Below are 12250 nucleotides of genomic sequence, written 5' to 3'. Positions count from 1 at the left end.
GGTGCCGACAACCGCGACCGACGGCACCGCATTGTGGCGGCACCGGCCGTTCGCCCTGCTGTGCGCGGAGCAGATCGCCAGTTCGCTGGGGCGCCAGATCACGGCGCTCGCCCTGGCGCTGCTGGCGGTGACGGGCCTGGGCGCGGGCCCGTTCGGGGCGGCAGCGGTGCTCGCGCTGACCTATCTGCCCGGCGCTGTGCTCAGCCCACTCGCCGGCGTCCTCGTCGACCGCGTACGACTGCGAAACCTGCTGGTCACGGTCACCGCAGCGCAGGCCGTCGTCGTCGGCTCCGTCCCGCTCGCGGACGCCGCCGGGCGGCTGACCAGCGGGCACCTGTACGTCGTCGCCACCGTCTCCGGCGCCCTGACCTTCACGCTCTCGGTGGCGCTCCAGGCCGCACTGCCCCGCGTCGTCCCGCCCGGACGGCTGCTCGGCGCCAACTCCGCGCTGACCACGGCCCGTACGAGCGGACAGATCGGCGGCCCCGCACTCGGCGGCATCCTGGTCGGGCTCGTCGGTCCCGCCCCGGCCCTGCTCGCCGGGGGCGCGGCCTACGCCGTGGAGGCGCTGCTGGTCCTCGCCCTGCCGACCGCACTGAACGCCCGCGGGAAGCAGGTCGCCGGCTCCCCGCTGGACGCGCTGCGCTCGGGCCTCGCCGTCGTCCGCGCCCAGCCGCGGCTACGCCGCATGGTCCTGTCCGGCGCGGGACTCAACCTCGGCAGCGGCGCCGCCGGCGCCCTCTACGTCTTCTATGCCGCCCGCGAACTAGGTCTGGCAGCGTGGCAGTTGGGCGCGACATACGCCCTACACAGCGCGGCCACGGTCGTGGGCGCGCTCCTCGCCGGCCGGTTCGCCCGCACCGCGGGACTGTGGCGGGCCACCCAGGTGTGCGGCCTCGTGGCGGGCGCCGCGGTGTTCCTGATCCCGGCCGCCTCGCTCGGCCCGGCGTTCGCGCTGCTGCTCGCGTACCAAGTGGCGTACGGGCTCTCCGGCACCGTCTGGATGATCTCCATGACGACGACGCAGCAACAGGTCTCCCCGGGCGACATGCAGGGCCGGGTCGCCGGGCTCGTGCAGGCGGTGCTCCTGGCGACTGTGCCGGTCGGCGCGTTCGCGGGCGGCGCACTGGCCGCCTGGCTCGGCAACGTGCCCGTCCTGCTGGGCTCGGCGACGGTCGCCCTCGCCTCCTCGGCGACGCTCTGGGCGCCGGTACAGGCCGCGACGACGGACCTGGTCGACCCGAAGACCCCCGCAGCGGAGCTCACCGCCGAGCACACCGACGAGCGCGCCCCGACGCCCGCCGCCCGACCGGCCAGGAACCAACCACCACTGCCCGGCCAGGGACCACCACCGCCCACCGCCTGACCGGCCAGGGGGCAGCGGAACCTGACAACCCCCTCAGGAAGGCCTGAGGGGGTTTCGCCGTGTGCCTCCGACGATCACGACGCAGACTTGACCCATGTCGTCCACGTCGTCCACGTCATCCACGTCAGCCACGTCATCCGCGTCATCCATGTCGTCCAGGACATCGTCATCCACATCGACCGTGCCCTCGGCGTCCCGCCGCCGCACCTGCCCCGAGTGCCGGCGCGACATCGCCGTCGTCGGCGGCCGCTTCGCCCGCCACGACCCACCGGGGGCCCGAGCGGCGGGCGAGCTGGTCTCCTGCCCCGGCTCTCGCAGCAGGGCCCAGCTCGGCGCGGTGCAGGACGCGCTCGACGGGTACGCCGTGCCGTACGTGCCCGGGCAACTGCCGCTGTTCTGAAGGACGTTCGGCGGCCTCACCCGGTACGTGCCTCGCCGCCCGCCCTCCTCGCGGAACGCGGATCAGTTCCCGGCGACCGACTTCACGGCCACCGCCACCGGCGCCGAACCAGAGACGAGTTCGAGCGTCAGTCCGGCGGTGGCGGGCGTGTCCACCAGCTCGGCGATGACCGCCGCCACGTCGTCGCGCGGCACCGCTCCGCGCCCGGTCGACGCCTCCAGGCGGACGAGGCCGGTACCCGCGTCGTTCGTCAGGGACCCGGGCCGCAGGATCGTCCAGTCCAGGCCGGTGCGTCGGCGTACGTCGTCGTCGGCCGCGCCCTTGGCCCGCAGATACACGTCGAAGACGTCGTCGCCCTTGTGCGCGGAGTTCGCGCCCATCGACGACACCACGATGTACCGGCGCACCCCGGCCCGCTCCGCCGCGTCCGCGAACAGCACGGCGGCGTCCCGGTCCACGGTGTCCTTACGGGCGGTGCCGCTGCCCGGACCCGCACCCGCCGCGAAGACGGCCGCGCCCGCGCCTCGCAGATGCGCGGCGACCTCCTCCACGGACGCCGACTCCAGATCGCACAGGACCGGCTCCGCACCGGCCGCGCGCAGGTCGTCGCCCTGCTCGGCCTTGCGGATGATCCCCGCTACCTCGTCCCCGCGCGCGGAGAGCACCCGCTCAAGCCGCAGCGCGATCTGACCATGACCCCCAGCAATGACAATGCGCATGCCTTCGACCGTACGCCGGGTACGGAAGGTTCGCCGCGCAACCATGTCGGCGGCGGTGCGCGGCGCATACCCATGAGCCGAACTCCCGCACCGCACGAGCGGCTCCGTCGGGCCTCAGAAGCCCTCGCCGACTCAGCGGGAAGGCCACCCACTCGCCGCGCCCAGCGAGCTGCTACGCCACCCCGCCCTGCCTTCACGGACGCGGCCTCAACCCTGGCCGCCGCCGTACTTGGCGGCCCGCCCCTGACGCGGCAGATCGAGCGCGACCGCCGCCGCCGAGTCGCAGTACTCACGCACCGCGCTGGTCCGCGCCACCACCCGCCCCCGATGCACCACGATCCGGCTGTACGCGAGCGACAGCGCCCCCGCCAGCCGATCGCCCCGCACCGCGAGCAACTCCGCGGGGAAACCCGCCTCCAGGCGCACCTCCGGCAGCCCCAGCGCGGCCCTGGCCGCCGAACTGACCGCGTCGTACGCGTCCTCGGCCCGCATCCCGTACCGCGAGGCCAGCAAGTACGCCGCCTCCAGCGGGTCGCCCCGGCCCACGGGGTTCGACATGTCCCGCAGCGCCCCGCTGCCCGCGGCCACCCGCACCCCGGCCGCCCGCAGCAACCTGACCGGTGCGACACCGCGGCCGTCCACCCCCGAGCAGCCACTCTGCGGCAGGCACACCGCTGTCACCCCGGCCGACGCGAGCCGGTCCACGGCACGCCTGGCCACCTCGCCCTGCACCCGTGCCAGCCCGCCCAGCGGCCCCACGGTGACCCCGGAACGCAACCCGCCCGCGGCCGCCGCGAGCCGGCCGAGCCGCGCCGGATCGGCCCCGTCCGTATGCAGATCCACCGGGCAACCGTGTTCGGCGGCGATCTCGAGCACCGCCTCCACATAGCCCGTCGGATCGGGGTCCAGATCGGGGCAGCCGCCCACCACGGAAGCGCCCATCTTCACCGCGTCCCGCAACATCGCGAGCCCGTTCGAACCGGCGACCCCGGTCAGGAGCCGGGGCATCGCCACCGTCCGCAGATCCGCGAGCCCCACCAGTGAACGCCGCGCCTTCAAGGCGGCTTCCATGGAACCGAGGCCCTCCATGTCGCCGATCCGCACATGGGAGCGCAACGCGGTGGCCCCGTGCCCGAGTTGCAGCAGGGCCGACTCCGTGGCACGACGCTGGACGTCCCCGGCGTCGTAGGAGACGGGCCCGTCGCAGTCCGCGGAGAGGGCGGTGTCGCCGTGTGCGTGCGGTTCGGCGGGGGCGGGCAGCAGGAGGTACCCGGAGAGGTCCACGCGCGCGGTGTGGGCGGTGAGGCTGCCTGCCGTGCCCACCGCCTCGATCCGTCCGCCGCCCAGCCGCACGTCCACGGTCCTGCCGTCGGTGAGCCTGGCACCGCACAGCAGCAGGCCGGAGGCGTCGGGCGCGTCCTCCGGTGAACCGGGGGAGCCGGGGGAGGGGGGCTGCTGAGGCGGGCTGTCGGGCATCGCGCTCCAGAGGGCTCGTCGGGGCTCGTGCTGCGGACAAGATCACGCAGGATGGGACGAGCCTAGGGCGACGGCGAGTGACCTTCGAGGAAGCCGAATTAGTCGTACAGATGAGGTCCGTGGGGCGTGTGTGCCGGGTGCCCGAAACGGATTTGGGCGATCGGCGGGCGACCGTGTAATGTCTTCATCGCTCGCCCCAATAGCTCAGTCGGTAGAGCGTCTCCATGGTAAGGAGAAGGTCTGCGGTTCGATTCCGCATTGGGGCTCTGGTGTGAAGTTCCCTCACCTTCGGGTGAGGGGTCATTGCATCACAGCGGTGTAGCTCAGTCGGTAGAGCAAGCGGCTCATAATCGCTGTGTCACCGGTTCAAGTCCGGTCACCGCTACTGACAGTAGCCGATTGCGGGGTCTGTCCTCGGATCGGCTACTCTTTTATGTGTTGAACTCGTCCCATCCGTTCGTCAAGGAGCACTCACGTGGCTGCCACAGACGTCCGCCCGAAGATCACGCTGGCCTGCGTGGAGTGCAAGGAGCGGAACTACATCACCAAGAAGAACCGGCGTAACGACCCGGACCGACTGGAGATGAAGAAGCACTGCCCGCGTTGCAACGCGCACACCGCGCACCGCGAAACGCGATAAATCAGGCTTGTACTCGAGGCCGTCCCCGTTAGGGGGCGGCCTCGAGTCGTTGACACACCCAGGAGGTGCCGAGTCCATGGCGCTCGACCAGTCCTTCGTGGGGCGGACCTACCCGCCCACTGCCCCGTACGAGGTCGGCCGGGAGAAGCTCCGCGAGTTCGCCGAGGCGGTGGGGGACCCCAACCCCGCCTACGCCGACCCGGAGGCCGCCCGACAGCTCGGCCACCCCGATGTGATCGCGCCGCCCACCTTCGTGTTCGCGATCACCTTCAAGGCCGCCGGTGACGTCATCCACGACCCTGAGCTGGGGCTCGACTACAGCCGGGTCGTGCACGGCGACCAGAAGTTCGCCTACACGCGTCCCGTGTGCGCGGGCGACAGGTTGACCGTCACGTCGACGATCGAGGGCATCAAATCCCTCGCGGGCAACGACATCATCGACGTCCGCGGTGAGGTCCACGACGAGGCGGGCGAGCACGTCGTCACCGCCTGGACCAAGCTCGTCTCGCGCGCCGCAGAGGAGGCCTGACCATGGCGACGACCATCAAGTACGCGGAGGTCGAGGTCGGCACCGAGCTGCCGGCGCAGACGTTCCCCGTGACCCGCGCCACCCTCGTGCAGTACGCGGGCGCCTCCGGTGACTTCAACCCGATCCACTGGAACGAGAAGTTCGCGGTCGAGGTCGGCCTCCCGGACGTGATCGCGCACGGCATGTTCACCATGGCCGAAGCGATCCGCGTCGTCACCGACTGGACCGGCGACCCGGCCGCCGTCGTCGAGTACGGCGTGCGCTTCACCAAGCCGGTCATCGTCCCGAACGACGACAAGGGCGCCGAGATCGTGGTCAGCGCCAAGGTCGCGGCCAAGCTCGACGACCACCGCGTACGGGTCGATCTGATCGCCATGAGCGCGGGGCAGAAGGTGCTCGGGATGTCGCGGGCGGTCGTGCAGCTCGCCTGAAAAAGGCACCTGGGCCGGTCGGCTGAGCGAGTTCGACCGCTTGTATGTAGCTGAGAGTAAGGGACGTCCTCCTGGAGGGCGTCCCTTACTTGTGCCCTTGGACACAGTGAGGCCCGCGCGGCAAGGGGTTGACTTGGTTAGTGATAGGCCACTAACTTACTCGCATGGTCAGGATGAGTGCGGAGGAGCGGCGCGAGAGCGTCATTCGCGCGGCGATGATCGAATTCGCCCGCGGTGGCTACAAGGGGACGTCCACCGAGGCGATCGCCAAGCGCGTCGGTGTCTCGCAGCCGTATCTCTTCCGGCTCTTCCCGGGCAAGGAGGCCATCTTCCTCGCCGCGGCCCGCCGTTGCTGCGAGCGGACCAACGAGGTGTTTCAGAACGCGTCGGAGGGGCTCAAGGGCGAGGAAGCCCTGCATGCGATGGGGGCGGCGTACCAGGCGCTCATCGCCGACGACCCGGACGTACTGCTCATGCAGATGCAGATGTACGTCGCCGTGGCCTCCGCCGAGGCAGGCGGGGACCGGGAGTTCGGCACCACGCTCCGGGCCGGCTGGATGGAGATGTACGACACGGTCCAGCTGGCGCTGGGCCCGGACCGTGGGGACACCACGCAGTTCCTCGCCTACGGGATGCTGGTCAATGTCCTGCTGTCCCTGGGTTTCCAGCCCGATCACCGGGTCTGGACCGGCTTCTACGAGTCGGCACAGCCTCAGCGGCCCGAGCAGTCCGAGTAGCCCCAATCCAAGAGGTGACCGCGGCGGTCGTGAACGGCCGCGGTGACCATCGGCAGTTCCAGCAGTTCCAGCAGTTCCAGCAGTTCCGGCAGTGAGAACGGCAGTACGGCGTAGGTGTGTCACGGGGGTGCGCATTTCTGTCCCCGCGAAAGTTAGTCATCAATAACTAACCAAGGGATCTCGGGAGAAGCGATGTCACAGCCGACAGCGACACCACAGCGCGGGGAAGCCGTCTGGGCCCTCGTCATCACCAGCGTCGCCGGGTTCATGGCGGCCCTCGACAACCTCGTCGTCACCACGGCCCTGCCGTCCATCCGCAAGGATCTCGGCGGCGCCCTCGACGACCTGGAATGGACCGTCAGCGCCTACACGCTCACCTTCGCCGTACTGCTGATGTTCGGCGCCGCGCTGGGGGACCGGTTCGGGCGCAGGCGGCTCTTCCTGGTCGGGCTGACCGTGTTCACCGGCGCCTCCGCCGCCGCGGCCCTGGCACCCGGCATCGAATCGCTGATCGCGGCCCGCGCGGTCCAGGGCGTCGGCGCGGCGATCATGATGCCGCTGACGCTGACCCTGCTGACCGCGGCCGTCCCGGCGGCCAAGCGGGGCATGGCGTACGGCATCTGGGGCGCGGTCAACGGGCTCGCCGTCGCCTCCGGGCCGCTCATCGGCGGCAGCCTCACCGAGCACATCTCCTGGCACTGGATCTTCTGGCTGAACGTCCCGCTGGGCCTGGCCCTGCTGCCGCTCGCCCGGCTGCGCCTGAAGGAGTCCTACGGCTCCGGCGCCCGCCTCGACATCGTGGGCACCCTGCTCGCCAGCGGCGGCCTCTTCGGCATCGTGTACGCCCTGGTGCGGGCGCCCATGGACGGGTGGTCCAGCCCGGTCGTCCTGCTCGGCCTCTTCGCGGGCTTCGCGCTGCTCGCCGGGTTCGTCCACCACGGCATCCACAACAAGAACCCCATGCTTCCCATGCGGCTCTTCCGTTCCCCCGCCTTCTCCGGGATCAACGCCGCGAGCCTGCTGATGTTCCTCGGTATGTTCGGCTCGATCTTCCTGCTCAGCCAGTTCATGCAGGGCGTCCTCGGCTACTCGCCGACCGAGGCGGGCCTCAGGATGCTGCCGTGGACCGGCATGCCGATGCTGGTCGCGCCGATCGCCGGATACCTCTCCGACCGGATCGGCGGCCGCCCGGTCGTCGCCACCGGCCTCTTCCTGCAGGCCGTCGGGCTCGCCTACTACGCCATGACGATCGCGGTCGACGTCTCGTACACTGCCCAGCTGCCCGCCCTGATCATCAGCGGCATAGGGATGTCCCTGTACTTCGCCCCGGCCTCCAACCTGGTCATGTCCAGCGTCCTGCCGCACGAGCAGGGCATCGCCTCCGGCTCCAACAACGCCCTGCGGGAGGTCGGGGGCGCGCTCGGCATCGCGGTCATGTCGTCGATCTTCTCGGCCAACGGCGGCTACGACACCGGGCAGCACTTCGTGAGCGGCATCGAGCCGGCCCTGTGGGTGGGTTCCGCGGCAGTGGCCCTGGCCGGCGTCGCCACCCTGTTCATCCCGCGGCGGCGGCCCACGACGGACCCGGTGGCGGACACCCGCCTCGCCCCCGCCCTGGAAAACGCCTGACGCCCGCCCCGAGAACGGCCCCGCCCGAGCGGCGGGGCCGTTCTCGTACCCTGGTGCGCGTGCAGGAACTCCACGACGCCCCCCTCGCCCCCCTGACCACCTTCCGGCTCGGCGGCCCCGCCACCCGGCTGCTCACCGCGACGAGCGACGCCGAGGGGATCGAAGCCGTACGCGAGGCCGACGCCGCCGGAACCCCGCTGCTGATCATCGGCGGCGGCAGCAACCTCGTCATCGGCGACCAGGGCTTCGAAGGCACCGCCCTGCGCATCGCCACCAAGGGCTTCGAACTCGACGGCACGAAGCTGGAACTGGCGGCCGGTGAGGTGTGGACCGACGCCGTGGAGCGCACCGTCGACGCGGGCCTCGCCGGCGTCGAGTGCCTCGCCGGGATCCCCGGCTCCGCGGGCGCGACGCCGATCCAGAACGTGGGGGCGTACGGCCAGGAGGTCTCCGCCACGATCACCGAGGTGGTCGCCTACGACCGCACGGCGGGCGAGACGGTCACGCTCCCGAACGCCGAGTGCGCCTTCTCGTACCGCCACAGCCGTTTCAAGGCCGAACCCGATCGCTACGTAGTGCTGCGGGTGCGCTTCGAACTGGAGGACGCGGGCGGACTGAGCGCCCCGATCAAGTACCCCGAGACCGCCCGCACCCTCGGCGTGGAGGCCGGCGACCGGGTGGCCGCCGCGACCGCGCGCGAGACCGTACTGAAGCTGCGCGCGGGCAAGGGCATGGTGCTCGACCCGGAGGACCACGACACCTGGTCGGCCGGTTCGTTCTTCACCAACCCGATCCTCACCGATGCGCAGTTCGCCGCCTTCCACGCGCGCGTGGCCGAGCGTCTGGGCGCTGACGTGAAGGCACCCGCGTTCCCGGCGGGCGAGGGGCTGACCAAGACCTCGGCGGCCTGGCTCATCGACAAGGCGGGCTTCACCAAGGGGTACGGCTCCGGCCCGGCCCGCATCTCCACGAAGCACACCCTCGCCCTCACCAACCGCGGTGACGCCACCACCGAGGACCTCCTCACCCTGGCCCGGGAGGTCGTGGCAGGGGTCCGCGAGGCGTTCGGGGTGACGCTGGTCAATGAGCCGGTGACCGTCGGCGTACGCCTCTGAGCTGCAATTCTTCGTTGACCCGAGGGGTCTTCACCCCTGATGGTGGCGGCGTCGAGACGATCGACACGCCCTAGGGGTGGGGCGACACGCCCTAGGGGTGGGGGCCACACATCAGGCTCGGGCCAGCCACTCCCCGATGCCGCTCAGCAGCTTCTCCTTGATGTCCACCGGGGCGGCCGAACCGCGTACCGACTGCCGGGCCAGCTCGGCCAGTTCGGCGTCGGAGAAGTCGTGGTGGCGGCGGGCGATGTCGTACTGGGCGGCCAGGCGCGAGCCGAACAACAGCGGGTCGTCGGCGCCCAGCGCCATCGGCACCCCGGCCTCGAAGAGCGTGCGCAGCGGCACGTCCTCGGGCTTCTCGTAGACGCCGAGCGCCACGTTCGACGCCGGGCACACCTCGCACGTCACGCCGCGGTCCGCGAGCCGCTTCAGCAGCCGCGGGTCCTCGGCGGCCCGCACGCCGTGCCCGATCCGGGTGGCGTCCAGGTCGTCGAGGCAGTCCCGCACGGACGCCGGACCGGTCAGCTCACCGCCGTGCGGCGCGGACAACAGCCCACCCTCGCGCGCGATGTGGAAGGCCCGGTCGAAGTCGCGCGCCATCCCGCGCCGCTCGTCGTTGGAGAGCCCGAAGCCGACGATGCCCCGGTCCGCGTACCGCACCGCGAGCCGCGCCAGCGTGCGGGCGTCCAGCGGGTGCTTCATGCGGTTGGCGGCGACGAGCACGCGCATCCCGAGCCCGGTCTCCCGCGAGGCCCTGTCGACGGCGTCGAGGATGACCTCCATGGCCGCGATCAGACCGCCGAGCCGGGGCGCGTATGACGTCGGATCGACCTGGATCTCCAGCCAGCCGGAGCCGTCCGCGATGTCCTCCTCCGCGGCTTCCCGGACGAGTCGCTGGATGTCCTCGGGGGCCCGCAGGCAGGAACGCGCCGCATCGTAGAGCCGCTGGAACCGGAACCAGCCGCGCTCGTCCGTCGCCCGGAGCTTCGGGGGTTCCGCGCCGGTCAGCGCCTCGGGCAGCCGTACGCCGTACTTGTCGGCCAGCTCCAGCAAGGTCGTCGGCCGCATCGAGCCGGTGAAATGCAGATGCAGATGGGCCTTCGGCAACTGCCGTACATCACGAGGTACACGCTCCATCCCAAGATCCTGCCGTACACACCTGTAGTACCGGTAGCGCCTTTCCCCCTTCGGGGTCCCCTCCGAACGAAGAAACGGGCCGCTTCTTTGAAAGAAGCGGCCCGTTCAGCAACGGCGTACGGGTCAGTCCTGCGCCTCGGCCAGCAGCTTCTGGATACGGGAGACACCCTCGACGAGGTCCTCGTCGCCCAGCGCGTAGGAGAGCCGCAGATAGCCCGGCGTGCCGAAGGCCTCGCCCGGAACCACCGCGACCTCGGCCTCCTCCAGGATGAGCGCCGCCAGCTCGACGGAGTCCTGCGGGCGCTTGCCGCGGATCTCCTTGCCGAGCAGCCCCTTCACGGACGGGTACGCGTAGAAGGCGCCCTCGGGCTCCGGGCAGAGGACGCCGTCGATCTCGTTGAGCATCCGCACGATCGTCTGGCGACGCCGGTCGAAGGCCTCGCGCATCTTCTCCACGGCGGTCAGATCACCGGACACGGCGGCGAGCGCGGCTGCCTGCGCCACGTTGGAGACGTTCGAAGTGGCGTGCGACTGGAGGTTCGTCGCCGCCTTCACGACGTCCTTCGGGCCGACGATCCAGCCCACGCGCCAGCCGGTCATCGCGTACGTCTTGGCGACGCCGTTGACCACGATGCACTTGTCGCGCAGCTCGGGAAGGATCGCGGGCAGCGACGTGAACTTCGCGTCCCCGTAGACGAGGTGCTCGTAGATCTCGTCCGTCATGACCCACAGGCCGTGCTCCACGGCCCACCGGCCGATGGCCTCCGCGTCGGCCTCGCTGTACACGGCGCCCGTCGGGTTCGACGGCGAGACGAAGAGCACGACCTTCGTGCGCTCGGTGCGCGCGGCCTCCAGCTGCTCGACGGAGACGCGGTACCCGGTCGTCTCGTCGGCCACGACCTCCACCGGCACACCGCCCGCGAGACGGATCGACTCCGGGTACGTGGTCCAGTACGGCGCCGGAACGATGACCTCGTCGCCCGGGTCGAGGATCGCGGCGAACGCCTCGTAGATGGCCTGCTTGCCGCCGTTCGTCACCAGGATCTGCGAGGCGTCGACCTCGTAGCCGGAGTCGCGCAGCGTCTTCGCGGCGATCGCGGCCTTCAGCTCGGGCAGGCCGCCGGCCGGCGTGTAGCGGTGGAACTTCGGGTTCTTGCACGCCTCGATGGCCGCCTCGACGACATAGTCGGGCGTCGGGAAGTCGGGTTCACCGGCGCCGAAGCCGATCACCGGACGCCCGGCGGCCTTGAGGGCCTTGGCCTTGGCGTCGACGGCGAGGGTCGCGGATTCGGAGATGGAACCGACGCGAGCCGACACCCGGCGCTCGGTAGGGGAGGAACCAGCGGACGGAGAAGGAGTTGCAGCGCTCATAACCCCATCGTTCCAGACCGGAAACCCGCCCGGCACACGGGTTTCGAAGACCATGGGATCTCCTCTTGATCCACTGACGTTCCGTATCTGTTCGACGGAGGGCTCAGGAGCACGTACACTCACTGCTCGTTGGCCTTCACCGGCCGCACCTTCCCAGCGCACTCCGTGCCACCGGGCGGATGCGGTACGTTGGGGAAAACAAAGGGTCGTAGCTCAATTGGTAGAGCACTGGTCTCCAAAACCAGCGGTTGGGGGTTCAAGTCCCTCCGGCCCTGCTCACACTCCTTCGCCAGGATGTGTGCGGATTGTACGTACTGCATTGCACCGCCGTGCGGCTCAACCGGGCGCGGCACGGCCACGACCCGGAATCAGGTGAGGACGCGTGACGGACGCCGTGGGCTCCATCGACATGCCTGATGCCCAGGATGAGGCGCCGGAGTCCAAGAAGAAGGCCCGTAAGGGCGGCAAGCGCGGCAAGAAGGGCCCCTTCGGCCGCCTCGCTCTCTTCTACCGCCAGATCGTCGCGGAGCTCCGCAAGGTCGTCTGGCCGACTCGTAACCAGCTCACCACGTACACCACAGTGGTGATTGTGTTCGTCGTCATCATGATCGGCCTGGTGACCGTGATTGACTATGGCTTCAACCATCTCGTCAAGTACGTCTTCGGCTGAGCCGACAGCGGAGGGCGCCGGGAGCGGCGC

13 protein-coding genes and 3 tRNA genes are annotated in these 12250 nt (G+C 70.5%); 12 read left to right on the top strand and 4 right to left on the bottom strand.

Annotated features, from left to right (window positions below):
- Nucleotide 1 precedes the first annotated feature (1 nt).
- The gene (locus ACZ45E_RS18260) at nt 2-1366 is read left to right on the top strand and encodes an MFS transporter (RefSeq protein WP_468221875.1); all 1365 of its coding nucleotides are present in this window, start codon (nt 2-4) and stop codon (nt 1364-1366) included.
- 181 nt (nt 1367-1547) lie between these two features.
- Nucleotides 1548-1766, top strand: a complete 219-nt coding sequence (locus ACZ45E_RS18255; protein WP_468221874.1) for a hypothetical protein — start codon at nt 1548-1550, stop codon at nt 1764-1766.
- 62 nt (nt 1767-1828) lie between these two features.
- On the opposite strand, the gene ACZ45E_RS18250 is transcribed toward ACZ45E_RS18255, so the two are convergent.
- Together ACZ45E_RS18250 and ACZ45E_RS18245 are read right to left on the bottom strand one after the other, a co-directional pair.
- The gene (locus tag ACZ45E_RS18250) at nt 1829-2485 is read right to left on the bottom strand and encodes an SDR family oxidoreductase (protein ID WP_468221873.1); all 657 of its coding nucleotides are present in this window, start codon (nt 2483-2485) and stop codon (nt 1829-1831) included.
- A 207-nt stretch (nt 2486-2692) separates the two neighbouring features.
- A complete protein-coding gene (locus ACZ45E_RS18245; protein ID WP_468221871.1) occupies nt 2693-3961 on the bottom strand; it encodes an amidohydrolase family protein in 1269 nt (422 codons plus the stop codon).
- A gap of 193 nt (nt 3962-4154) precedes the next feature.
- Between ACZ45E_RS18245 and ACZ45E_RS18240 the strand changes: the two genes are divergently transcribed.
- The 8 genes from ACZ45E_RS18240 (at nt 4155) to ACZ45E_RS18205 (ending at nt 9042) form a co-directional block, all read left to right on the top strand.
- Nucleotides 4155-4227 (top strand) — tRNA-Thr (locus ACZ45E_RS18240).
- A gap of 46 nt (nt 4228-4273) precedes the next feature.
- A tRNA-Met gene (locus ACZ45E_RS18235) sits at nt 4274-4346 on the top strand.
- A gap of 90 nt (nt 4347-4436) precedes the next feature.
- Nucleotides 4437-4601: a 50S ribosomal protein L33 gene (gene rpmG, locus ACZ45E_RS18230; RefSeq protein ID WP_004571794.1), complete on the top strand. Its 165-nt coding sequence runs from the start codon at nt 4437-4439 to the stop codon at nt 4599-4601.
- Between the two features lie 76 nt (nt 4602-4677).
- On the top strand, nt 4678-5130 hold the full coding sequence (locus tag ACZ45E_RS18225; RefSeq protein WP_468221870.1) for an FAS1-like dehydratase domain-containing protein: 453 nt from the start codon (nt 4678-4680) through the stop codon (nt 5128-5130).
- A 2-nt stretch (nt 5131-5132) separates the two neighbouring features.
- Complete coding sequence (locus tag ACZ45E_RS18220; RefSeq protein ID WP_468221868.1) at nt 5133-5561, top strand: MaoC family dehydratase; 429 nt, start codon at nt 5133-5135, stop codon at nt 5559-5561.
- Nucleotides 5562-5725: 164 nt separating this feature from the next.
- On the top strand, nt 5726-6298 hold the full coding sequence (locus ACZ45E_RS18215) for a TetR/AcrR family transcriptional regulator (RefSeq protein WP_468221867.1): 573 nt from the start codon (nt 5726-5728) through the stop codon (nt 6296-6298).
- 192 nt (nt 6299-6490) lie between these two features.
- A complete protein-coding gene (locus ACZ45E_RS18210; RefSeq protein ID WP_468221866.1) occupies nt 6491-7927 on the top strand; it encodes an MFS transporter in 1437 nt (478 codons plus the stop codon).
- A gap of 59 nt (nt 7928-7986) precedes the next feature.
- A complete protein-coding gene (locus ACZ45E_RS18205) occupies nt 7987-9042 on the top strand; it encodes a UDP-N-acetylmuramate dehydrogenase (protein WP_468221865.1) in 1056 nt (351 codons plus the stop codon).
- Nucleotides 9043-9153: 111 nt separating this feature from the next.
- Here ACZ45E_RS18205 and ACZ45E_RS18200 read toward each other — a convergent pair whose 3' ends face one another.
- Nucleotides 9154-10179, bottom strand: coding sequence for an adenosine deaminase (locus ACZ45E_RS18200; protein WP_468221864.1), 1026 nt, complete (start codon nt 10177-10179; stop codon nt 9154-9156).
- Between the two features lie 123 nt (nt 10180-10302).
- Complete coding sequence (locus ACZ45E_RS18195) at nt 10303-11550, bottom strand: pyridoxal phosphate-dependent aminotransferase (protein WP_468221863.1); 1248 nt, start codon at nt 11548-11550, stop codon at nt 10303-10305.
- A 202-nt stretch (nt 11551-11752) separates the two neighbouring features.
- Between ACZ45E_RS18195 and ACZ45E_RS18190 the strand changes: the two genes are divergently transcribed.
- Nucleotides 11753-11825: transfer RNA gene (locus tag ACZ45E_RS18190), tRNA-Trp, on the top strand.
- A gap of 107 nt (nt 11826-11932) precedes the next feature.
- The gene (secE, locus tag ACZ45E_RS18185) at nt 11933-12220 is read left to right on the top strand and encodes a preprotein translocase subunit SecE (RefSeq protein ID WP_324772782.1); all 288 of its coding nucleotides are present in this window, start codon (nt 11933-11935) and stop codon (nt 12218-12220) included.
- The last annotated feature ends 30 nt before the right edge of the window (nt 12221-12250 follow it).

Source organism: Streptomyces sp. NPDC030991 (assembly GCF_055571235.1).
The sequence above is the reverse complement of the archived record's forward strand: the minus strand, read 5'-3'. Positions and strand labels throughout refer to the sequence as shown.